Origin of the sequence: Pseudomonas sp. SJZ103, from assembly GCF_007828335.1 — a bacterium.
Classification (GTDB): Bacteria; Pseudomonadota; Gammaproteobacteria; order Pseudomonadales; family Pseudomonadaceae; genus Aquipseudomonas.
This window is the reverse complement of record NZ_VIUN01000002.1, coordinates 43,363-65,822: the sequence shown is the minus strand read 5'-3', so window position 1 is coordinate 65,822 and position 22,460 is coordinate 43,363. Positions and strand designations below refer to the sequence as shown.

The window sequence follows — 22,460 nt, the reverse complement described above, 5'->3', positions numbered from 1 at the left end:
CTTGCTCGCGAAGGTCGTTAACGATGACGTGGGCGTTCTGAATGAGCACGGTGCCCTTGGGTTTTTCGCGGGCAAGCCCGCTCCTACAGTTCGATGCTCATGCCGTCGTAAGCGACTTCAACATTGCGCCGCACCAGTTCCGCGCGCTCGGGGGAGTCTTCATCGAGGATCGGGTTGGTGTTGTTGATGTGGATAAGCACTTTGCGCTGCTCGGGCAACTGCTCCAGTACTTCGAGCATGCCGCCGGGGCCGTTCTGCGCCAGGTGGCCCATCTCGCGGCCGGTACGGGTACCGACGCCACGGCGCTGCATTTCGTCGTCGTCCCACATCGTGCCATCCACCAGCAGGCAATCGCTGCCGGCCATGATCTCCAGCAACGGCGCATCGACTTTGCCCAGGCCCGGGGCGTAGAACAGTTTGCCGCCGGTGCGCAGGTCTTCGACGATCAGGCCGATGTTATCGCCTGGGTGCGGGTCGAAGCGGTGCGGCGAGTAGGGCGGGGCGGCACTGCGCAGTGGCAGTGGGGTGAAGCGCAGGTTGGGGCAGGCCGGGATGGTGAAGCTGGCATCCAGCTCGATACGGTTCCAGGCCAGGCCGCCGTTCCAGTGGGTGAGCATGGTGAACAGCGGGAAGCCGGTGCTCAGGTCTTCATGGACCATATCGGTGCACCACACCTGGTGTGGGCAGCCTTCGCGCAGGCTCAATAAACCGGTGGTGTGGTCGATCTGGCTGTCCATCAGGATGATGGCACTGATGCCGGTGTCGCGCAGTGCGCGGCCGGGCTGCATCGGCGCAAAACCCTGGAGTTGCGCGCGGATATCCGGCGAGGCATTGCACAGTACCCAGTTCACGCCATCGTCGGAAATGGCGATGGATGACTGGGTCCGCGCCTGCGCCCGCAGGCTGCCGTCACGAAAACCTGCGCAGTTCACGCAGTTGCAGTTCCACTGCGGGAAGCCGCCGCCAGCGGCGGAACCTAGAATCTGGACAAACATGGCCGCTCCATCAAGCAAAGCTCAAAACAAAAACGCCCCGGGCGAACCGAGGCGTTGTATTACCCAGCGGCTTAGCGGCTGGCGAAGTACATGGTGACTTCGAAGCCGATGCGCAGATCAGTGTAAGCAGGTTTGGACCAGGTCATATTCTTACTCCTACGAAGGGATGGGACGTTTACTACCAAGTAATACATATAGTCCACCTCCAGTCGGAGATGTTCAGATGTGTGCGTAGGAATGTTACGCAATTCTTTTCAAGTTAGCGCTGTCTTGGTGGAAAAAGCCTGTTGCAGGGTTGGCAATGATCAGCTCGCGGGTTGCCAGGTCTCGTCGACACGTGGGCCGTTGGCGATGCAGCGCCAGCCGCCAGTCGCGTCCTGTAGCTGTTGGGCTGCTCGTTGCAGGTCCTCCTGCGTTCGGGTCTGGATCAACGCTTGAAGCTGGCACAGATAATCCGACGGATGGCCCGCCAGGCACGCGTGCCAAAGCAGTTCGGCACTTTGGGTGATCGGTAGCGTTTCGGCGCAGAACTGCTGTGCCAAGGTGTGATTGCCCAAGTCATCGCTGCCGTCGATCAACAACGGTAGGTGTTCCAGGAAGGTGTGCACGTGATCGACGATACCTTCCAACGAAACGCTGGGTGACTGCACACCCAACAGCAGGCCGGTTTGCCCGTTGATCTGTCGGACACCGCTGAATACGGCGTAGCCCAACTGCAACTCGACCCTCAGGCGTTGGTAGAACGGACCTTGGAGCAGGTGCCCAAGCAGTCGCCATGAGGCTTCATCGGCCAGGGATTGGCTGGGTATCGGGCAAAACAGCAGCACGGCGGCTTCGGTTGAGTCAGTTTTAACCGTATGCCACACCCGTTGACCGCCGAGGTGTTGAAGAGGGGGTTCCAGGTGTGCAGGTTGTCCAGGCAGACGAGCGGCGGCGGCCTTTATCAACGTTTCACACGCGGCGGGCATACTCAGCCCCAGGCCGTGCCAGCGTGCGGTGGCCCAGGATGCAGGCTGATCGCTGGCGTCGACACTGTCGGTGGCGCAGCACGTGGGGAGCGCCTTGAGCAGTTCTCGGATTGCGATCATGGGTGTTGCTGGCGGGGCGGCGTCTTGCGGCAGATGCAGGCTCTGCGCCAACGCCTCCAGGACGGCCGGCATGGGGTCGTGCAACCCGGTCATCTTCACCAGCCAATCATGGCCGGTGGTTTCGAAAGATAATTCCACGCCCGCCTGGCGCGCGTTCTCACGCAATGGCTGCAAGGTGTTTTCCAGCCCCGCAGGCGCTGGCGCGTCGAAGCGCCACTGCAGGTACAGCGCGCCCTCATCGCTGTCATCCGCCAAGGCCTGGCTGAAGGTCAGCGCCGATACGTCCCTTCGCCCCCGTGAACGATCTTGGGCAAACGTGCGCAAGCCTCGGTGAGCGCTGGTTTGGCCGCGAATCAGGCCGGCGCGTTCTTCTTTGACCTGTGGGCGCAGGAACGGGTTGTTCGGGGGCAACTGCCAACGGTGTTCGGCGGGCGGCAAATGCAGTGAAACAAGCAGGGCCTTGAGCGCAGCGACGCCCTGTTCACTGAGGTCTTCGCGATCGTTGCGGGCCAATGCCAGGGCGCCCTGGGTCTGTTGTTGGCGAGCGTTCAGCAGGGCGAACTCTTCGCGCAGTGGCGTCCAATCGCTGTGTGCGAAAAAACTCAGCCAGTCGTGCAGCAGCGCCTCAATGTGTGTGGTCGGTTCGTCTTCGCTATCGAGCGTAAAGTCGATGTCCAGCACGGCTTGTCCGGCGAAGTGATACAGCACTGACGCCTGCAGTGCGCTGGTCAAGTGGCGGTTTTTCAACTCGGCGAGCAGCCCGCCCGGCGCGGAGGTATTGAGCCAGGTGCAGAGGAAATCCAGGGCTTCACGGGGCGCGTCACAGGTGATGACGTGGTGCAGATGGCCGCTGTCGATGTGTTGATAACGCCGAGCCTGGCCTTGCATCAAGGCCGGTGGCGAGGCCTGCGGATGCAGGGGGCCAGTGATCAGTTGCGCGCTGAAGCGTTGCGCCAGGGCTTCCAGCTCATCCAGCGTCTGTGGGCCGGCGAGGCTCAAGGTCATCTGCCCGCTTTGATAGAAATGTCCGTGGAATTCCCTGAGTGCTTTTTGAAATTCCTCGTGCTCCACCGGCAGGCTGTCACGGTTGCCCGCGTGAAAGCCGCGTAGCGGATGATCCGCCGCCAAACCTTCGAGCAGCGCCACCTGCTGCTGTGCCTTGGCATCCTGGGACCAGGCGACGTACTCGGCGTGCAGCACTTCGCGCTCGCGTAGTTGATCTTCCAGATCCAGGCGCGGACGCGCCAGCATGTCAGCCAGTCGCTCCAATCCATTGGCAAAGGTCGACACCGGTAGTTCGAAGAAGAAGTCTGTGGTGCGTTCGCGAGTGCTGGCGTTGACCTGTCCACCGTGACACTGCACGTAGGCCATCAGCCCTTCGCCTGCAGGAAAGCGCTCGGTTCCCAGAAACAACAAATGCTCAAGAAAATGTGCCAGCCCCGGCCAGGCCAACGGCACGTCGTGGCTACCGGCAGCCACCTGCAGCGCCGCCGCGCAACGCTTTAAGCGCGGTGCATGACGCAGGGAAACCCGCAGGCCATTGGCCAGGGTCAGATGAACGGGATAAAGGTGGGCCGGGGCGGGCATGGGCACTTCCAGAACGGGGCAAGTGCCTATGCTAACAAACCCATTCAATCAGGGCTTGTGCAGTGGGCCGTAAAGCTCGGGACGCCGGTCTTGCAGGTAATGGTTGGCGGCGCGGGCGTCGAGGATCGATTGCCGATCCACTGTCCCGACAATCAAGGCTTCATCCAGACCCGCCTGGGCGATTCGCTGGCCATCCGGTGCGGCAATGCTGCTTTGCCCGCAGTATTGAATCTCGCCTTCGTGCCCGCAGTAATTGGCGTAGGCCACGTAGCACTGGTTCTCGAAGGCCCGCGCCCGCACGGTGACGTCGGCGACAAAGTCGAACGGCACCATATTGGCGGTGGGCACCAGGATCAGCTCGGCACCGGCCAGGGCCAGGCGTCGGGTGTTCTCCGGGAACTCGAGGTCATAGCAGATCAGGAACCCCAGCTTCCATCCGTTGAGTTCCACCAGCGGAAAATCATCGTCGCCGGCACTGAACATCGAGTGGTCCAGATCGCCGAACAGGTGGGTCTTACGGTAGTTGCACAGGCGCTGGCCGTGGGCGTCGATCAACTGCACGGCGTTGTAGATCTGCCCATCGTCGGCCCGCTCCGGGTAGCCGTACAGAATGGCCCGCCCGGCGTTTTGTGCGATTTCGGCAATGGCTTGCGCAGACTCCCCATCCTGCGCTTCGGCCAAGGCACCCACGGCTTCAGCACCGATGTTGTAACCGGTGAGGAACATCTCCGGCAGCACCAGTACATCGGCGTCCGACGCTTCATGCGCCAGTTGGTGCAGACGCTTGAGATTGCCTGCGACATCCAACGGCAGCGGTGGGCATTGGTACAGGGCGACGCGCATGTTCAACTCCTTAGTCAGCCAGGGCAATCGGCCCGATCTCATCGAACACATCACCCGGCCCCGGGTTCTCGGGGTGAGTGCTGCCGCCAAAGTGGGTCATGACGCCCCATACCGCGTTCAGCGAGGTTTGTACCGCACCCTCCACCCACGCTGGGGTCCAGGAAACGTCGTCACCGGCGATAAAAATCCCACGCTGTTCGGCGGGCATGTCCTTCTGCATGAAGTGCGCATACATGCGCTGGTTGTAGCGGTAGTGACCCGGCAACGCGCCTTTGAAGGCACCGAGGAAATGCGGGTCGGCCTCCCAGGACACGGTAATCGGGTCGCCGATGATGCGCGCCTTGATGTCGACTTTCGGGTAGATCTTGTTCAAGGCGTCCAGCGCCAGTTTCACTCGCTTGTCGATGGGCTGCGGGAGCATTTTCAGCGCGTCGCTCATCCACGAGTACGACAGGCAAATCACCCCTGGCTTGTCGTCGCCGTTGTCGAACAGGTAAGTGCCGCGCGTGAGGCGATCGGTGAGGGTCATGCTCATCAGGTCGCGGCCGGTTTCCGGGTCTTTGTCTTTCCAGAACGGGCGGTCGACCATCACGAAGGTCTTCGACGATTGCATGTAGCGCGTACGGTCCAGGGCCATCCACATCTTTTGCGAAAACAGGGTTTCATCGCATTCGATCTGGGTGGTCAGCAGCCAGCTTTGGCAGGTGGTGAGCACGGCCGCGTATTCGCGGGTATCGCCGTAGTTGTCGGTCACCGCGAAACGGCCATCAGCCGCATGGGCGATGCGCTTGACCCCGGCCCGTGGTGCGCCGCGGTGCAAGGAACTGAGGCTGGTACCGGCCGGCCAATGGGCGCAACGCTCCGGCACATGGCGCCAGATGCCCATCGGCACCTGGGCAACGCCGCCGACGATGAGGTGTTGGTGATCGTCGCAGTTGGTCATGACCACGCGGAAAATTTCCAGCATCGAGTTGGGGAAATCCGAGTCCCAGCCGCCGGTGCCGAAACCTACCTGGCCAAACACCTCGCGGTGGTGGAACGATAACTTTGCGAAAGCCTTGGAGGTCGCCACGAAGTCGTAGAAGGTGCGGTCGTCCCACAAGGGCACCAGCTTGTTCCACAGCGCTTTGAGGCGCGGTACATCACGGTCGCGGATGGCTTGCTGGATATCGCCGAACTGCGAGCCGGCCTCCAGGGCGTCGGCCCAGGCGTCAGCCACTTCCTGGAACAGCGCAGGCAGATCGGACAGCTTTTGTGCGTAGTGGGTCTGGCCTTCCAGATCAATCACCGTACTGCCGGAGGCTGGCGTCAGCGGGTTGGGGAAGGGTTTGGTTTCCAGGCCCAGCTTGTCGACGTAGTGATAGAACGCGGTAGATGACACCGGAAAACGCATCCCGCCCAACTCGGCGATGATGCCTTCGGCGCCTTCGAAGGCCTGGGAACGCAAACGGCCGCCCATCTTCGAGGCTTCATACACCACAGGTTTGAGGCCCAGCTTCATCAATTCGTAGGCGGCGACCAGCCCGGCGATACCGGCGCCGACGATGGCCACTTCAGCGCCATGGTTGGCGGCGGGGATACTGCCGAGTCCAGCCGGATGTTCGATCCAGTCATCGAAGGCGAACGGGAAATCCGGGCCAAAGATGGTGATGGGTTTTTTACCGTCTGCTGGGTGGCGATTGGTCTTGCTGATGGTGCTGGACGGAATGCTCATGGCGGGCCCTTGCTGACGACTCGGCGGGAAGTGACCCGCTGAGTATAGGAAAAGATGGCAGCCAGTTTAGGGAGCGTTGCGTTCGTTAATAAGACGCAAAGTGTCGTCGGAATGAATTGTTTTTAGTCATAGTGACGAATTTAGTGGTCAGATTGGTTGTCCGCGGTCCAATTTGTTACTGAGGATGATCGATGTGGTGGTTTTCTCCACGCCATCGACACTGCCAATCTGGTCCAGCAGTTGATCGAGCTGTTCCGGCGAATCGGTGCGCAACCAGGCCACGTAATCGAACTCGCCGCTGACCGCGCACAGTTGTTGAACCTGGGCCATGACGCTCAGCCTGCGCAGCACTTCTTTGCCCGAACGCGGTTGCACGGTGATCCCCACATAGGCCTGCAAGCCGCCATCTGCCATGCGTTGGCCCAGGCGCACACCATAGCCGGTGATCACCTGGGTTTTTTCCAGGCGCGCAAGGCGCGACGTCACCGTAGTGCGCGCGATGCCTAACTGCCGGGCAAGCATGGCCACGCTTTCGCGGGCGTTGATCTGCAGGGCGGCGATCAATTGACGATCGATTTCATCGAGGACGGCCAAGGGTGGCTCCAGTATGGGCGGTGAGGGGAGCCATATTACAATCTTCCAGATACGCAAAAGCCGCGCAATGCGCGGCTTTCTTGTTTGGTGGGCCCACACGGACTTGAACCGTGGACCAAAGGATTATGAGTCCTCTGCTCTGACCAACTGAGCTATAGGCCCTGTAACAGGTCGCGGATTATAACGATGGTTTCTCCACTGTGCTATCCGAAAAATCCTCAATGCTCCTGCGAAGGAAGGTAGCGGCAAAAAGCTCGGGCGGTAGCGGCAGGCTGACGATGTAGCCCTGCATCTGTTCGCAGCCTTCAGCGGCCAGGAAGGCTTGCTGCGCGGGGGTCTCCACGCCTTCTGCGATGATGGTGAATTGCATGCTGTGGCCCAGGGCGATGATGGCGCGCACGATGGCGGCGTCGTGGGGGTCGTCGGGTAGGCCGCGGACGAAGGATTGGTCGATCTTCAGGAAATCCAGCGGCAGGCGCTTGAGATAGCTGAGGGACGAATAGCCGGTGCCGAAATCGTCGATCGCCAGTTGTACGCCCAGGCGCTTGAGTTGGTGCAGGACTGCCAGCGCTTCTTCGGCCTGGCTCATGATGAAGTTTTCAGTGATCTCCAGTTGCAGGCAGCCCGGTTCGAGACTGTAGTCGCGCAATAGCTGTTCGATGCGATCCAGTAAACCAGGGTGGCGCAATTGCGCGCCGGCGAGGTTGACCGATAGCGGGCCGAAGTCATCAAAGCGGGTCTGCCAGGCGTGCATTTGCAGGCAGGCCTGCTCCAGGACCCAGTCGCCAATCTGCAGGATCGTGCCGTTCTCTTCGGCCAGGGCGATAAAGTGTTCGGGCGGGACATCGCCAAAGGTGGGGTGGTGCCAGCGGATCAAGGCTTCGGCGCCGATCAATTCTTGTGTCACCAGGCTCAGTTTTGGTTGGTAATACAGGCTCAACTCATCACGTTCGATCGCACGCCGCAGTTCGTGCTCCAGTGCCACACGCTCGTTGGCCTGGGCTGTCAGGTCGCGGGTGTAACTTTCGACCCGGTTACGGCCCTTGGCCTTGGAGCGGTACATCGCGGCGTCGGCGTTCTTGACCAGGGTGGCAACGTCGGTACCGTCCTGGGGGTACAGGCTGGTGCCGATGCTGGCGCTGATGAAGAATTCGTGTTCGCCGGCCTGGAACGGCGGGGTGAAGCAGGCCAGCAGCTTGTTGGCCAGTTGCTCGGCATCGCTGGCGTGTTGCAGGCCGGGTAGCAGGATGATGAACTCATCGCCGCCCAGGCGCGCGACGGTGTCGATGTCGCGCAATTGCTCCTTGAGGCGTACGGCGATGTCTTTGAGCAGCAGGTCGCCGATCGGGTGGCCGAGGCTGTCGTTGATGTGTTTGAAGCGGTCCAGGTCGAGAAACAGCACCGCGCCTTGTTTACCGGTTTCCTGATGGCCGTTGAGGGCCGCCTGCAACCGACTTTCAAACAGCGTGCGGTTCGGCAGGCCGGTCAGTGGGTCGTGGTGCGCCTGATAGTCGAGGCGCGCCTGGGCCAGCTTGAGGCTGGAGATGTCGGCAAACACCGCGACAAAATGCGTGATCAACTGATCGCGGTTGCGCACGGCGCTGATGGTCAGCCAACTGGGGTACAACTCGCCGTTCTTGCGGCGGTTGGAGATCTCGCCCTGCCAATGACCTTGGGCCGTCAGCTGGTGCCACATTGCGGCGTAGAAGGCGCTGTCATGCAGGCCGGAGGCGAGCAGGCGCGGTGTCTGGCCAAGTGCTTCGGTTTCGCTGTAGCCGGTGATTTCGCTGAAGGCGCGGTTGACGGCGCTGATGTTCTGGCGGGTATCGGTGATCAATACGCCCTCGGCGGTACTTTCGAATACCGTCGCGGCCTGTTGCAGCTTTTCCTGCATCAGCTGGCGCTCGGTGATGTCCCGGGCGATGGTGAGCATGCACTCTTCACCGGCGATTGGCAGTGGGCGGCTGGAGACTTCACACAGTCGAATCTGGCCGTCGCTGCGCCGTATATGGCAGATGAAATCACGCACAAACCCGTCTCGCTGCATCAATTCCAGCATGTGTTTACGTTCGTTGAGGTCGACCCAGATGCCCAGGTCCAGGGTTGATTGGTCGATGGATGTCGCACTGGCGAAGCCGGTGATGCGACTGAAACCATCGTTCACTTCAATCAGCAGGCCATCACTCTGGCGGCTCAACAGCAAGCCGTCGGGAGAGGCATGGAAGGCCTTGGCGAATTTTTCCTCGGAGGTTTGCAGTTGCTGCTGGGTTTCCTTGAGCTGGGTGATGTCACGTACCACCACCACGATGGCTTCCGTGGTGTCGAGTTGAAACGGCTCGGCGGAAACCAGCCCGGTAAAGGCCTGGCCGTTGCTGCGCAGAAAAGGCATTTCCAGGTTGCGAATGCTGGTGGTCTGCACCCGTTGCAACAGGTCCGGGCCAATGCCTGGGATGTCCCAGATATTCAGGGCGGTGGCGGTTTTTCCGATCACGTCTGCGGCCTTCAGGCCTACTTGATCCTCAAACGCTTTATTGACCTCCAGCAGGCAGCCATCGGACAGCCGCGCGATCACCAGGATGTCCGGGCATTGTTGAAACACGGAAGCAAACTTTTGCTCGGAAAGCTGCAGCGCCTCTTCAGTGCGTTTGGCTTCGCTGATGTCGATCATCAAGCCCCGCAGCACCGGCTCATGGCCGTGCTCGATCAGGCTGACAATGTCACGCACCCACAGGCAGCGGCCGTCGGCGGTGATCACGCGATAATCAACGCTGTGATCGCGGTTGGCACGGGTTTCGCGGTAGCAGTACGTTTCTGCACGGAGCAGGTCGGCGGGGTGAATGATGTTGCGCCAGAAGCCTGGAATCAGCCAGTGGGCGCGTGGATAGCCGAGTAGTTCCTCTGCATGAGGTGATACATAGCTGTAGGTGAAATCGGTAACGCTGGCTTCCCAGGCGATAGCGGACAAGCTCTCCACCAGGCCGCGATAGTGGTATTCGCTGCTGCGCAGTTCCTGTTCAAGGGCGACACGGCGGGAAATTTCCGAGCTGAGCCGGCGATTGATCCGAATGACGATGGCCAATACGGTGCTCAACAACAGCACAGCGGGCAAGCCGTACATCAGCAGGTCGGTCCAGAACGTACGGTGGTCGGTGAGGCTGCCCACCCAGCGTTGCTGGATGGCTTCGGTTTCGGCCGGGCTGAGGTCAGCAAGAACCTTGTCCAGGATGCCCACCAGTATTTTGTTGTCGCGTGGTGCCCCCATCGCCAATTGATAGCGGTATGGCGTTTCGCCACTTACGTACAGGCCATCAAGCTTGAGCTGGCGCAGGCTCCAGACGCTCGATGCGAGGTCGCCTACCACGGCGTCGACTTCGTCGGTGGCCAAGGCCTGCAGCGTCGAACTGACATTTGGCATGGCCACCAGGTTGAGATCTGGATGGTGGGTGCGTAGCAGTTCATGGGGCGCATAATTTTCCACCACGGCAATCTTCAACCCATAAAGGTCATTGAGGTTGCGTGGTCGGGCGCCGCCTTCATGGGCAAGGATGACAATGGGGAAGTCCAGGTAAGGCCGTGTGAATGCCATAAAGCCCTGGCGCTCGGGGGTAGACATGATGCCCGGCAGCAGGTCGAGTTGGTTGTGGCGTGCCTGCTCCAGCAAGGCACTCCAATTGACCGGCTCGATCAGTTTGATCCTGGCACCCAGGCGTTCCTGGATCAGGCGAACGTAATCCGCCGCCAAGCCTTGGTAGCGGCCATCTTCATCACGGTATTCGAAGGGTGGCCAGGAGGCGTCCACGCCCACGCGCAACTCCTGATGGTCCGCCAGCCAGCCGCGCTCATCATCGCTAAGAGTCAACGCGTCAGCCGTTGCGGTCCAGGTCAGCAGCGACAGGAGTAACACAGTCGGCAATCTGGGCATAACGGTCTCGTTATGGCACGGGGAATGTTTCGAGTGTAGACGGGCATTGCGGGGGAGGGGCGTAGCGGGGAATTTTATCGATACAAAGCAAAACCCCCGGCCTGGGCCGGGGGTTCTGGTGTCACTCGTCGAGGAAGGAGCGCAGATGCTCGCTTCGCGTCGGGTGGCGCAACTTGCGCAACGCCTTGGCTTCGATCTGACGGATCCGCTCGCGGGTCACATCAAACTGCTTACCGACTTCCTCAAGGGTGTGGTCGGTATTCATGTCGATGCCGAAACGCATGCGCAGTACCTTGGCTTCACGGGCAGTGAGGCCGGACAGTACGTCGCGGGTCGCTTCTTTAAGGCTCTCAACAGTGGCGACATCGATTGGCGACTGCATGGTCGAGTCTTCGATGAAGTCACCCAGGTGGGAGTCTTCGTCATCACCGATCGGGGTTTCCATGGAGATCGGCTCTTTAGCGATCTTCAATACCTTGCGGATTTTATCCTCAGGCATTTCCATGCGTTCGCCCAGCTCTTCCGGGGTCGGTTCGCGACCCATTTCCTGCAACATCTGCCGGGAAATACGGTTGAGCTTGTTGATCGTCTCGATCATGTGCACCGGAATACGGATGGTGCGGGCCTGGTCGGCGATCGAGCGAGTGATCGCCTGACGGATCCACCAGGTGGCATAAGTCGAGAATTTGTAGCCGCGACGATATTCGAACTTGTCCACAGCCTTCATCAAGCCGATGTTGCCTTCCTGAATCAGATCGAGGAATTGCAGGCCACGGTTGGTGTACTTCTTGGCGATGGAGATCACCAGACGCAAGTTCGCTTCAACCATCTCTTTCTTCGCGCGGCGGGCCTTGGCCTCACCGATCGACATGCGACGGTTGATGTCCTTGATCTCGGCAATCGTCAGACCGGTTTCGGTCTCAAGTGCGGTCAGCTTCTGCTGGCAACGGATGATGTCCGGCTGCAGGCGACCAATGGCTTCAGCGTACTTCGCCTTGCCTTTGGCCAGAGCGTCGCTCCAGCTTTCGTCAACTTCGTGGCCCGGGAACTGGCGCAGGAAGTCGGTACGCGGCATGCGCGCATCACGGACACAGAGCTGCATGATCGCACGCTCTTGTGCACGCAGACGCTCAAGGGCGCTACGAACACGTTCCACCAGGCCTTCGAACTGCTTCGGTACCAGCTTGATCGGCATGAACAGCTCAGCCAGCGCCAACAGCTCGGCAATTGCCAGCTTGTTGGAGCGACCGTGCTTTTTCAGGGCCTTGCGGGTGATTTCCATTTGATCGGAAACCGCGCCGAAACGCTGGGCAGCAATGATCGGGTCTGGGCCGCTTTCGACTTCGTCTTCGTCGTCGGTGCTGGCTTCAGCCTCGTCGTCTTCGGTGTCATCGTCCGCTTTCGCGGCTTTGGCATCGACAGGCGGCGGTACTTCGGCAGCAGGCGGCGCGATGCCGTCGTCCGGGTCGATATAACCGCTCAGGACGTCGGACAGGCGGCCACCTTCGGTGGTGACGCGAGTGTACTCGGAGAGAATGTGGTCAACCGTGCCAGGGAAGTGCGCGATTGCGCCCATCACTTCACGGATACCCTCTTCGATACGCTTGGCGATTTCGATCTCGCCTTCGCGCGTCAGCAACTCGACGGTACCCATTTCACGCATATACATGCGCACTGGGTCAGTCGTGCGACCGATGTCGGTCTCCACCGCGGCCAACGCGGCAGCGGCTTCTTCAGCGGCTGCCTCGTCGGTATCGGCGTCGGCCAACATAAGGGCGTCCGCATCCGGAGCACTCTCGTGTACGGGGATCCCCATGTCATTAATCATGCGGATGATGTCTTCCACCTGCTCAGGATCTGAAATATCCTCAGGCAGGTGATCGTTGACCTCTGCGTAAGTCAGATACTTCTGCTCACGACCAAGGGTGATCAACTCTTTGATACGAGACTGCTGTTGCGCTTTTCCGGACATAACACCCTATCCACTGAAGGTCTTGGCGGGCAAAAAACAAGCCGAGGATTATACCCGAGCTATGACCTCACACGCCAGCTGAGGTCGGGTTTGATGCGGAAACATTCTGTTTTAAGAGGTCGCGCATCTGTTTTGCTATCTGAATTTGCTCTTCAGCCGATAATCCCGGCTGTCTTGCTCTCTTGATGAGTTCATCGAGGGTCTGCGTGTGCTGACCCGCGGATAACCTAGTAATGGTGTCTAAAAACTGTTGTTCAAGGTTATCGCCGTCAATTAGCCACTCCTTTTCCGCGAGTGCCTTCAACAGACGACCCTGTTCTGTGCCATGCCAGCGAGCCATCAGCTGAATGGAGTTTAGCTTAGGATTTTTCTGCACGGCCTCGATCAGTGCGATGAGCACCTGAGCGTAGGTATTGCTCGCGTTGGCAAAATGGTCAGCGCTTTCGACCTTGCTCGCTAATTGCGGGTGGTGGATAAGCGTGCGCAGGGCAATCAATGTAGGCGCTTCTACAGCGACCGGCGTACGCGGGGCGTAACCCTCATCGCGATCGCCGCGTTTGCCATTCTTGCTCCAGGGTTTCTTATCCCATTTCTTGCCGCCGGCACCGGGTTTCTTCGGCGTCCATTCCTGTTGGGGCGCGTACGCATCCTGGGGTTGATGGAAGTCGGCATAGTCGGGCATGGCGTCATAATCCATGCCTGGGTCGTAGGCAGGTGGCGCGTCCTGCGGTGCGCTGTGTACCAGCTGGCTGACGGCTTCGCCACTCAGCCCTGTAATTTCCAGCAGGCGTTGGCGCATCAGGGTGCGCAGGTTCGCGCCTGGAACCTTGTCGATCAATGGCGCCGCAAGGGTGGCCATATGCGCCTTGCCTTCGAGGGAGCGCGGGTCGGCCTCCTCGGTCAGTTGCTGGAAGAAATAATCCGCCAGCGGCTGCGCGTGTTGATTGATGCGTGCGCGGAATGCGTCGGTGCCTTCCGAGCGCACCAGGGTATCCGGGTCTTCACCTTCGGGCAGGAACAGGAAGCGCGCGCGGCGCCCGTCCTGCAGGCTCGGCAGCGTGGCTTCGAGTGCGCGCCAGGCGGCGTTGCGGCCGGCCTGGTCACCGTCGAAACAGAACAGCACGCTGGGCACTACACGAAACAGGCGCTTCAAGTGTTCTTCGCTGGTGGCGGTACCTAGGGTGGCCACAGCGTTGCGCAGACCTTGCTGGGCCAGGGCGATCACGTCCATATAGCCTTCAACCACGATGATTTCATCGAGGTTTCGATTGTTCTTGCGCGCTTCGAACAGGCCGTAGAGTTCCTGGCCCTTGTGGAATACCGGGGTTTCCGGGGAGTTCAGGTACTTGGGCTTGTCATCCCCCAGCACCCGGCCGCCGAAGGCGATGATGCGGCCACGGCTGTCGCGGATCGGGAACATCACACGGTCGCGGAAGCGGTCGTAGCGCTTGCCGGTCTCGGCGTTCTCAACCAGGAGGCCGGCGTCGATCATGGCTTTTTGCTGCAGGGCGTCGCTGCTCAGGTGTTTGTACAGATTGTCCCACCCGGGTGGAGCGAAGCCGAGGCCGAAGTCGCGGGCGATTTCGCCGGTCAGGCCGCGCCCCTTCAGGTAGTCGACGGCGGCCTTGCGCTGCGGATGGCTTTTAAGTGCCTGACGGTAAAAGTCGGCAGCGGCAGTCAGCAGCGGGTACAGCGGCGAGTCGGTGGGCTGCCGTGGTTTATGTGGGCGGCCACTTTCTTCGCGGGGGACTTCCATGCCGGCGGCTTTCGCCAGGTCCTCGATCGCCTGGGGGAAGTCCAGGTTGTCGTGGTCCATCAGGAAGCCGAGGGCGTTGCCGCCTGCGCCGCAGCCGAAGCAGTAATAGAACTGCTTGTCGGGGCTGACGCTGAATGACGGGGTCTTTTCCTTGTGGAACGGGCAGCAGGCTGTGTAGTTTTTGCCGGCTTTCTTCAATTGCACGCGTGAGCTGACAACATCGACGATGTCGGTGCGGTTCAGAAGGTCGTCAATAAAGCTCTGGGGAATCAGCCCGGCCATGGCGTTCTCGTCATCACTGCGTGTAAATGAGTGCCCGTGAAGTGCTCAAGTGCACGTATCGAATGGCTCGACCATCGATCGTCTGCTTGGGCTGTCAGGAAGTGTATCTGCCGAACAATCACTGACGTTAGTTTCAATCAGTTTTTCGGCGTAGAGCCCTGGAGTCCGGCGTTGACCAATGGTGGCCTCGGATGCTCATCGGTGGGCACAGTCGATACAGTTGATCGCCTGCTTATAAATGAGTGTGCTCGTCAGTAGCCTTGTTAGGCTCGTCAGAAGAGACGTGCACCGCTGGCAAAAGAGCCAGTCCTGACGTTTGAAGCAGGTGTATCAGTCGCGTGTGCGGCCTCAACGATGAAACATCAAGCGATATCCGCAAATGCCAACAGCCCGGCTGAGGGCCGGGCTTGGCAGAAGCTTGCTACGAACGTCTGTGTATTAGTACAGACGAACGGCGCGGCGCTGTTCGCGCTGAACTTTCTTGGCGTGACGCTTAACAGCGGCTGCTGCTTTACGCTTACGCTCAGAAGTTGGCTTCTCATAAAATTCGCGGCTACGAACTTCAGCCAGAACACCGGCTTTTTCGCAGGAGCGCTTGAAACGACGCAGAGCTACGTCGAAGGGTTCGTTCTCTTTTACTTTGACGGCTGGCATCCAGAGCTACCTTCTTTCATTACCGGGAATCAACGTTCTCGTCGCAAAAAATTCGCGGCTGAGGTCGTCGGTTTTTAAGGGTTGCGGATGTTAACCCCTCATTGGCAGGAATGCAAAGCCTCTGATCGAAAACCGCTAGTCGGGAGGGGGAGTGGCGACTATTATGCGCGGCTTCGAATTCAGCCTCTACAAGGCGCAAACCCATGCTAGTACTGGGACTTGAAACCTCCTGCGACGAAACCGGTGTCGCACTTTACGACAGTGAACGCGGGCTTTTGGCCGATGCACTGTTCAGTCAGATCGACTTGCATCGGGCCTATGGCGGCGTTGTGCCGGAGCTGGCCAGTCGTGATCACGTCAAACGTATGCTGCCGTTGATTCGCCAGGTGTTGGACGAGGCCGGTTGCGTGCCGACCGAGATCGATGCGATTGCCTATACGGCGGGCCCCGGATTGGTCGGAGCCCTTCTGGTTGGCGCCTCTTGCGCCCAAGCGCTTGCTTTTGCCTGGGGTATTCCGGCCCTCGGCGTGCACCATATGGAAGGCCATTTACTGGCGCCGATGCTGGAAGAAAAACCGCCGCAGTTCCCGTTCGTCGCTTTGTTGGTTTCGGGCGGGCATACGCAGCTGGTTCAGGTCGACGGAATCGGTCAATACACGCTTTTGGGCGAGTCCTTGGATGACGCCGCCGGCGAAGCTTTCGATAAGACTGCGAAGATGATGGGCCTCAATTATCCGGGCGGCCCGGAAATCGCCCGCCTCGCCGAAAAAGGCGTTATCGGCCGCTACACCTTCCCGCGCCCGATGTGCGATCGCCCTGGCCTGATGTTCAGCTTCAGCGGCTTGAAAACCTCCGCGCTGAATACCTGGCAGCACAGCGTCAGCGCCGGGGACGACAGTGAGCAAGCCCGTTGCGACATCGCGCTGGCGTTCCAGCAGGCCGTGGTGGAGACTTTGACCATCAAGTGCAAGCGCGCCCTGAAACAGGCAGGCATGAAGCGCCTGGTGATCGCTGGTGGCGTCAGCGCCAACAAGGCGTTGCGCAGCTCATTGGAAAAGATGCTCGGTGATATGAAGGGAGATGTGTTCTACGCCCGCCCTGAGTTCTGCACCGACAATGGCGCGATGATCGCCTATGCCGGGTGTCAGCGCCTGCAGGCCGGGCAGCACGAAAGCCTGGCGATCAGCGTGCAGGCGCGCTGGCCGATGGAGCAGTTGCCGCCCTTGTAAATACGCAACGTGAGCCGTGCTCATTGACGGTATTTAAAAATGCCGTTCGCGCCCGGCAAACAGGTCGCGTAAATTGCCCCGGTGTCGCCAGACGATCAGCAGTGTCAGCACGCTCATCGGCAGCAGCGCCGCCGGTTCCTGCCAGGCGAGCAACGGCAGGGTGAGCGGTGTGGCGATCAGCGCAGCCAGCGAGCTGGTGCGGGTCAGGTAGAACGTCAATAGCCAGGCGAGTACGGCGAGCAACGCCGCCGGCGGGTAGATCCCCAGCAGCATGCCGGCTGCCGTGGCGACACCTTTGCCGCCGCGAAAGCGGAAGTACAGGGGAAACAGATGGCCGAGGACGGCGCACACGCCCACCCAGGCCTGCTGTTGCAGGGGCAGGCCGGCGAGGTTGGCGATCAGTACGGGCAACAGGCCCTTGCACACGTCACCCAGCAGCGTCAGTACGGCGAGCTTCTTGCCGGCCAGGCGCAACATATTGGTGGCGCCGGCATTGCCAGAGCCACTCATTCGCGGGTCGGGATTTCCCGTCAGGCGGCTGAGCAAAATGGCGAAGGACAGCGAGCCGAGCAGGTAGGCGAGAATCGCCAGTGACCAAAACATGCTAACTATTCCGGGCGAGGACGCCCTGATTCTAACGGGGCATCGCGCCCTTGTCGTGCTGCGGAGAAGAGCTTGGACAGAGTGTTTATCGAAGGCCTGGAAGTCGACACCGTGATCGGGGCCTACGACTGGGAGCGCGGGATCCGCCAATGCCTGCGCCTGGACCTGAGCTTCGCGTGGGATAACCGCCCGGCTGCGGCCGGCGACGACCTGACCCTGGCGCTGGATTACGCCAGCGTGTCCGCGCGTATCCAGGCCTTTGCCGAGCAGTCCCAGTACCAACTGGTGGAGACCTTTGCCGAGCGCCTGGCCGAAGTGCTGATGAGCGAGTTCCAGATTCCCTGGCTGCACCTCAAACTGACCAAGCCCGGCGCAGTGCCGGCTGCCAAGGGTGTGGGCGTGGAGATTGAGCGCGGATGTCGCTGACTCAGGTTTACCTTGGCCTCGGTAGCAATATCGAGCGCGAGCTCCATCTGTGCGCCGGGCTCGACGCGTTGGCGAGTTTTCTGACGGATATGCGCTGCTCGGCGGTGTTCGAAAGCCAACCGGTGGGCATCAAAAGCGGGCCGTTCTTCAATCTGGTGGTGTCGGCCTATACCGACCTGCCATTGATGGAGTTGGATCGCCGGTTGAAATTCATCGAGGCCGAAAACGGTCGCTATGCGCCGGACCGCAAAGGCTTGCCGCTGGATATCGACGTGCTGCTTTACGGCGAGTTGGTGGGCAACTTCGATGGTTTGATCCTGCCGCGGGCAGAGATCCTGAAAAATGCCTTTGTGTTGTGGCCGTTGTCGATGATGGCACCGGATCGCTTGCACCCCGAAGCGGGCAAGACGATGGCTGCGCTGTGGCGTGATGCTCAGATTGATCAGGTGCTGGCGCCTGTCGGGTTTGAATGGCAGGGCCAGCAACTCACCCCGGACTCGCTCTTGTAGGAGCGCGCTTGCTCGCGAAAAACTGAGAGCGCTGCGTTATCGTCGACGCTCTTCGCGAGCAAGCTCGGCTCCTACAAGGGTTTGTGTTGTTCCTTGTAGGCTTTAAGTGCATTGAGCCGTTCGCGCTTGAGTGCCTCGCCCAACTCCGGGCCTTTGAAGCCTTTCTCGAGCAGTGGCGCAACGGCAACCTCGCGCGCTGCCTTCGCCGCGCCGCGCAAGTAATCCGCCTGTGGATAACTTCTTTGCTCCAGCCCCTTGCGGCCCTGGGCATCCATTTCGCAGGCGACCACAAACTCCTCAAAGCGCTGTGGCCTGCGGTATACGTCAAAACTTTGCAGCAACTCCAGCAGCGTCGAGGCTTTCAGCTCCAGCGCACGATGACCGTGGGTGTGATACTGGCCCACCAACAGCGCTAATTCCTGGCAATCCCTCGGCACCTTGAAGCGTTCATTGACGGCCTTGATCAGCTTCAAGCCTCGATGCTCATGAGCAATGTGCTGCGGTAACTTATCCACAGGCGTCAGGCCCTTGCCCAGGTCGTGCAGCAGGCAGGCCCAGCGCACGGTCAGTGGCTGTTTGTGCAAGGCAGCTTGTTCCAGCACGCTCAAGGTGTGCACGCCAGTATCTATCTCGGGGTGATGGGCCTCGGGTTGTGGCACACCAAAGAGTGCGTCCACTTCCGGCATCAAGATCTTCAGCGCATTACAGTCCCGAAGTACCTGGATAAACACCTGGGGCTGATCTTCCATCAGCGCCCGGGAGATTTCTTTCCAGCTGCGCTCCGGTGTCAGGGCTTCCAATTCGCCGGACTCGCCGAGTTGCCGCATCAGCTCCAGCGTTTCCGGTGCCACTGTAAAACCCAGGTGCGCATAGCGTGCAGAAAAGCGCGCAACACGGAGAACTCGCAGGGGATCTTCGGCGAACGCGGGGGAAACGTGACGAAGAGTGCGTGCTTTGAGATCGCGCTGACCATTGTAAGGATCGGTCAGATTGCCATCGTCGTCTTCGGCCATCGCGTTGATGGTCAGATCACGACGGATCAGGTCTTCTTCCAGCGTAACCTCGGGGCTGGCGTGAAATACAAACCCGCCATAACCCCGACCACTTTTGCGCTCGGTGCGGGCCAGGGCATATTCGTCGCCGCTCTTCGGGTCCAGGAACACCGGGAAGTCAGCGCCGACCGGTTTGAAGCCCTTGGCAAGCATCTGCTCGGTAGTGGCGCCGACAACCACACGGTCGATATCAGTGACCTTGATGCCCAGCAAGCGGTCACGCACGGCGCCGCCGACTTTGTAGATTTTCATGAAAAAGCCTCCATTAGCGGCACAGGATACCGCCTGTACCTGAGCAATGGAGGCTTTGCTGTTTCAGAGATGAACGACAGCCAGGTCCAGGCGGCCGTAGTCGTTGTCGTTATGATCGTTGCGCGGTGGCACATGGTGGGTCTTCATCACTTGGTCGCCCTGCAGGGTTTCCAGATGGATGTCGAAGCCCCATAGCCGATGCAGGTGCTTGAGCACTTCCTCGGTGGATTCCCCCAGGGGTTTACGGTCGTGCTGCTGGTGGCGCAGGGTCAGCGAGCGGTCGCCGCGCACATCGATGCTGTAGATCTGCACATTGGGCTCACGGTTGCCCAGGTTGTACTGCGCGGCCAACGTCTCACGAATGATGCGGTAGCCGGGCTCATCATGGATGGCCGGTACAACCAGGTCGTCCTTGAGGTCATCATCGAGAATACTGAACAGCTTGAGATCCCGAATAACCTGGGGTGAGAGGTACTGCAGGATAAAGCTCTCATCCTTGAAACTGCTCATGGCGAACTTGATCGTCGACAGCCAATCGCTGCCGGCGATTTCCGGGAACCAGCGGCGGTCCTCATCGGTGGGGTGTTCGCACATGCGCCGGATATCGCGGTACATGGCAAAACCCAGCGCGTAAGGGTTTATCCCGCTGTAATACGGGCTGTCGAAGCCGGGTTGAAACACCACGCTGGTGTGGGACGTCAGGAACTCCATCATGAAACCGTCGGTGACCAGGCCTTCGTCGTACAGGTCGTTCATCAGCGTGTAGTGCCAGAACGTCGCCCAACCTTCGTTCATCACCTGGGTCTGGCGCTGTGGGTAAAAGTACTGGGCGATCTTGCGCACAATGCGCACGATTTCCCGTTGCCACGGCTCCAGCAGCGGTGCGTGCTTTTCCAGGAAGTACAGGATGTTTTCCTGGGGTTCGGAGGGGAAGCGCGCGTTGTCCTTGTCGCTGTTCTTGCCGGCGCGTTTGGGAATGGTGCGCCACAGGTCGTTGATCTGCTTCTGCAGGTGCTCTTCGCGCTCCTTCTGGCGCAGGCGTTCTTCTTCGGCAGAAATAGGGTACGGGCGTTTGTACCGGTCGACGCCGTAGTTCATCAGGGCGTGGCAGGAGTCGAGTAAGTCTTCCACGGCGTCGATACCGTGGCGCTCCTCGCACTGCATGATGTACTGCTTGGCGAACACCAGGTAATCGATGATCGAGCTGGCGTCTGTCCAGGTTCGGAACAGGTAGTTGCCTTTGAAGAAGCTGTTGTGCCCATAGCAGGCATGAGCCACCACCAATGCCTGCATGCAGATGGTGTTTTCTTCCATCAGATAGGCGATGCACGGGTCGGAGTTGATCACAATCTCGTAGGCCAGGCCCATCTGGCCCCGGGTGTAGGACTTCTCGGTGCTGAGGAAATGTTTGCCGTAGGACCAATGGTGGTAACCCAAGGGCATGCCGACGGAGGCGTAGGCATCCATCATTTGTTCGGCCGTGATCACTTCGATCTGGTTGGGGTAGGTGTCCAGGGCATAACCTGCCGCGATGCGGCTGATTTCCCGGTCATAAGCCTGGATCAGTTCAAAGGTCCACTCGGAGCCGGTGGAAATGGGTTGGCGCTTAGTCTCTTTTTTGGCGGTCATGTCACTAACCTGCGCTGGAAGAGTTCACGGAAGACCGGATAGATATCGCCGGCCGAGACCAGTTGCTGCTGGGCGAACGTGTCGGCAAAGGCTTCGCCGATGCGCTCGTATTCGAACCACAGGGCCTGGTGCTCACGGGGGGTGATTTCGACGTAAGTGTAGTACTGCACAAACGGCATGATCTGGTTGATCAGGATATCGCGGCAGATCGGCGAATCGTCGTTCCAGTTGTCGCCGTCAGAGGCCTGGGCTGCGTAGATATTCCACTCGTTGGCCGGGTAGCGTTCGGCCATGATTTCCTGCATTAGCTTCAAGGCGCTGGAGACGATGGTGCCGCCGGTTTCCCGCGAGTAGAAGAACTCTTCTTCGTCGACTTCCCTGGCACTGGTGTGATGGCGGATGAATACCACGTCTATCTTGTCGTAGTTCCGCTTCAGGAACAGGTACAGCAGGATGAAGAATCGCTTGGCGATGTCCTTGGTGGCTTGGGTCATGGAACCGGACACGTCCATCAGGCAGAACATTACCGCCTTGGAGCTGGGATTAGGCTGCTTGACCAGCAGGTTGTACTTCAAGTCGAAAGTATCGAGGAACGGCACGCGGTGGATGCGCGCGCTGAGTTTCTCTATTTCTGCCTCGATTTCCTGGATGTCGCCGAAGTTATCCGGCTCTTCGCGCTTCAAACGCTCCAACTCTTCCTTCGCCGTCCTCAATTTGGCGCGGCTGCTGCCCGACAGGGCGATACGCCGCGCATGGGCCGAGCGCAGCGTGCGGATGATGTTGATTCGAGAGGGGTTGCCTTCGTTGCTGATCCCCGCCCGTACGGTCTTGAAAGTATCGGTGCCGGTCAGGTTCCGCTTGACCAGGTTGGGCAACTCCAGGTCCTCGAACATGAATTCGAGGAACTCTTCCTGGGTGATCTGGAACACGAATTCGTCCATGCCCTCGCCGGAGTTACCGGCCTTGCCCGGGCCTTTGCCACCGCCGCCGCCCTGCGGGCGCTGGATATGCTCGCCGGTGGTGAATTCCTTGTTGCCGGGGTGCACGACAGTCTGTTTGCCGCCCCGGCCGTGGTGCAGCACCGGTTCGTCGATGTCGCGTCCGGGAATGCTGATTTGTTCGCCATGCTCCATGTCTGTAATGGAGCGGCGGCTGACGGCCTCTTCAACGGCCTTTTTGATGTGGTCACGGTAACGCCGCAGGAAACGCTGGCGGTTTACCGTGCTCTTGTTCTTGCCATTGAGGCGTCGGTCGATCACATAGCTCATGAGGAGCCCTCCGGGCAGCTTCACGTTACAAGCTTCAAGCGGCGAGCTGGAAGCTTAGAGACAAGCGGTCAACTGCCAGGCCCAT

Annotated in this window: 17 protein-coding genes and 1 tRNA gene; 3 read left to right on the top strand and 15 right to left on the bottom strand. The window is 59.9% G+C overall.

Annotated features, from left to right (window positions below; translation table 11 throughout):
- Positions 1-83 precede the first annotated feature (83 nt).
- The 11 genes from pqqB to rpsU form a co-directional block, all read right to left on the bottom strand.
- On the bottom strand, positions 84-995 hold the full coding sequence (pqqB, locus tag FBY10_RS05550) for a pyrroloquinoline quinone biosynthesis protein PqqB (protein WP_032883902.1): 912 nt from the start codon (positions 993-995) through the stop codon (positions 84-86).
- A 71-nt stretch (positions 996-1,066) separates the two neighbouring features.
- A complete protein-coding gene (gene pqqA, locus FBY10_RS05545) occupies positions 1,067-1,141 on the bottom strand; it encodes a pyrroloquinoline quinone precursor peptide PqqA (RefSeq protein ID WP_003194766.1) in 75 nt (24 codons plus the stop codon).
- A gap of 159 nt (positions 1,142-1,300) precedes the next feature.
- Positions 1,301-3,670: a pyrroloquinoline quinone biosynthesis protein PqqF gene (gene pqqF / locus FBY10_RS05540; RefSeq protein ID WP_145336844.1), complete on the bottom strand. Its 2,370-nt coding sequence runs from the start codon at positions 3,668-3,670 to the stop codon at positions 1,301-1,303.
- Positions 3,671-3,718: 48 nt separating this feature from the next.
- Entirely contained in the window at positions 3,719-4,513 is a 795-nt protein-coding gene (locus FBY10_RS05535; RefSeq protein ID WP_145336843.1) for a carbon-nitrogen hydrolase family protein, read from the bottom strand.
- A gap of 10 nt (positions 4,514-4,523) precedes the next feature.
- A complete protein-coding gene (locus FBY10_RS05530; protein ID WP_145336948.1) occupies positions 4,524-6,206 on the bottom strand; it encodes an NAD(P)/FAD-dependent oxidoreductase in 1,683 nt (560 codons plus the stop codon).
- A gap of 168 nt (positions 6,207-6,374) precedes the next feature.
- Entirely contained in the window at positions 6,375-6,821 is a 447-nt protein-coding gene (locus FBY10_RS05525) for an Lrp/AsnC family transcriptional regulator (protein ID WP_145336842.1), read from the bottom strand.
- Between the two features lie 85 nt (positions 6,822-6,906).
- A tRNA-Ile gene (locus tag FBY10_RS05520) sits at positions 6,907-6,983 on the bottom strand.
- Between the two features lie 16 nt (positions 6,984-6,999).
- Positions 7,000-10,743: an EAL domain-containing protein gene (locus tag FBY10_RS05515; RefSeq protein ID WP_131699116.1), complete on the bottom strand. Its 3,744-nt coding sequence runs from the start codon at positions 10,741-10,743 to the stop codon at positions 7,000-7,002.
- A gap of 121 nt (positions 10,744-10,864) precedes the next feature.
- The gene (gene rpoD / locus FBY10_RS05510) at positions 10,865-12,715 is read right to left on the bottom strand and encodes an RNA polymerase sigma factor RpoD (RefSeq protein ID WP_065925398.1); all 1,851 of its coding nucleotides are present in this window, start codon (positions 12,713-12,715) and stop codon (positions 10,865-10,867) included.
- A gap of 67 nt (positions 12,716-12,782) precedes the next feature.
- Positions 12,783-14,753 carry a DNA primase gene (dnaG, locus tag FBY10_RS05505; RefSeq protein WP_145336841.1) on the bottom strand — a complete coding sequence of 657 codons (1,971 nt, stop codon included), beginning with the start codon at positions 14,751-14,753 and terminating at the stop codon, positions 12,783-12,785.
- Positions 14,754-15,191: 438 nt separating this feature from the next.
- A complete protein-coding gene (gene rpsU / locus FBY10_RS05500) occupies positions 15,192-15,407 on the bottom strand; it encodes a 30S ribosomal protein S21 (protein ID WP_002551877.1) in 216 nt (71 codons plus the stop codon).
- 203 nt (positions 15,408-15,610) lie between these two features.
- On the opposite strand from rpsU, the gene tsaD reads away from it, so the two are divergent.
- Positions 15,611-16,636 carry a tRNA (adenosine(37)-N6)-threonylcarbamoyltransferase complex transferase subunit TsaD gene (tsaD, locus tag FBY10_RS05495; RefSeq protein ID WP_145336840.1) on the top strand — a complete coding sequence of 342 codons (1,026 nt, stop codon included), beginning with the start codon at positions 15,611-15,613 and terminating at the stop codon, positions 16,634-16,636.
- A 33-nt stretch (positions 16,637-16,669) separates the two neighbouring features.
- Here tsaD and plsY read toward each other — a convergent pair whose 3' ends face one another.
- Complete coding sequence (plsY, locus tag FBY10_RS05490) at positions 16,670-17,239, bottom strand: glycerol-3-phosphate 1-O-acyltransferase PlsY (RefSeq protein WP_027605921.1); 570 nt, start codon at positions 17,237-17,239, stop codon at positions 16,670-16,672.
- 72 nt (positions 17,240-17,311) lie between these two features.
- Between plsY and folB the strand changes: the two genes are divergently transcribed.
- Both folB and folK read left to right on the top strand, forming a co-directional pair.
- Positions 17,312-17,665 carry a dihydroneopterin aldolase gene (folB, locus tag FBY10_RS05485; RefSeq protein WP_015886183.1) on the top strand — a complete coding sequence of 118 codons (354 nt, stop codon included), beginning with the start codon at positions 17,312-17,314 and terminating at the stop codon, positions 17,663-17,665.
- Complete coding sequence (folK, locus tag FBY10_RS05480) at positions 17,656-18,174, top strand: 2-amino-4-hydroxy-6-hydroxymethyldihydropteridine diphosphokinase (RefSeq protein WP_145336839.1); 519 nt, start codon at positions 17,656-17,658, stop codon at positions 18,172-18,174. Before folB ends, folK begins: the two co-directional genes overlap by 10 nt.
- A gap of 71 nt (positions 18,175-18,245) precedes the next feature.
- Here folK and FBY10_RS05475 read toward each other — a convergent pair whose 3' ends face one another.
- From FBY10_RS05475 to FBY10_RS05465, 3 genes are all read right to left on the bottom strand, one after another.
- Positions 18,246-19,478, bottom strand: a complete 1,233-nt coding sequence (locus FBY10_RS05475; RefSeq protein ID WP_145336838.1) for a multifunctional CCA addition/repair protein — start codon at positions 19,476-19,478, stop codon at positions 18,246-18,248.
- Positions 19,479-19,541: 63 nt separating this feature from the next.
- Positions 19,542-21,107, bottom strand: a complete 1,566-nt coding sequence (locus FBY10_RS05470) for a SpoVR family protein (RefSeq protein ID WP_145336837.1) — start codon at positions 21,105-21,107, stop codon at positions 19,542-19,544.
- The gene (locus FBY10_RS05465; RefSeq protein WP_145336836.1) at positions 21,104-22,375 is read right to left on the bottom strand and encodes a YeaH/YhbH family protein; all 1,272 of its coding nucleotides are present in this window, start codon (positions 22,373-22,375) and stop codon (positions 21,104-21,106) included. Before FBY10_RS05465 ends, FBY10_RS05470 begins: the two co-directional genes overlap by 4 nt.
- Positions 22,376-22,460: the final 85 nt, after the last annotated feature.

Coding starts and splice junctions, on each gene's coding strand:
- FBY10_RS05470 (WP_145336837.1), bottom strand. CDS start 21,107: ATGACCGCCAAAAAAGAGACTAAGCGCCAACCCATTTCCACCGGCTCC.
- FBY10_RS05475 (WP_145336838.1), bottom strand. CDS start 19,478: ATGAAAATCTACAAAGTCGGCGGCGCCGTGCGTGACCGCTTGCTGGGC.
- FBY10_RS05535 (WP_145336843.1), bottom strand. CDS start 4,513: ATGCGCGTCGCCCTGTACCAATGCCCACCGCTGCCGTTGGATGTCGCA.
- plsY (WP_027605921.1), bottom strand. CDS start 17,239: ATGTTTTGGTCACTGGCGATTCTCGCCTACCTGCTCGGCTCGCTGTCC.
- rpoD (WP_065925398.1), bottom strand. CDS start 12,715: ATGTCCGGAAAAGCGCAACAGCAGTCTCGTATCAAAGAGTTGATCACC.
- folK (WP_145336839.1), top strand. CDS start 17,656: ATGTCGCTGACTCAGGTTTACCTTGGCCTCGGTAGCAATATCGAGCGC.
- tsaD (WP_145336840.1), top strand. CDS start 15,611: ATGCTAGTACTGGGACTTGAAACCTCCTGCGACGAAACCGGTGTCGCA.
- FBY10_RS05465 (WP_145336836.1), bottom strand. CDS start 22,375: ATGAGCTATGTGATCGACCGACGCCTCAATGGCAAGAACAAGAGCACG.
- rpsU (WP_002551877.1), bottom strand. CDS start 15,407: ATGCCAGCCGTCAAAGTAAAAGAGAACGAACCCTTCGACGTAGCTCTG.
- pqqF (WP_145336844.1), bottom strand. CDS start 3,670: ATGCCCGCCCCGGCCCACCTTTATCCCGTTCATCTGACCCTGGCCAAT.
- dnaG (WP_145336841.1), bottom strand. CDS start 14,753: ATGGCCGGGCTGATTCCCCAGAGCTTTATTGACGACCTTCTGAACCGC.
- FBY10_RS05515 (WP_131699116.1), bottom strand. CDS start 10,743: ATGCCCAGATTGCCGACTGTGTTACTCCTGTCGCTGCTGACCTGGACC.
- pqqB (WP_032883902.1), bottom strand. CDS start 995: ATGTTTGTCCAGATTCTAGGTTCCGCCGCTGGCGGCGGCTTCCCGCAG.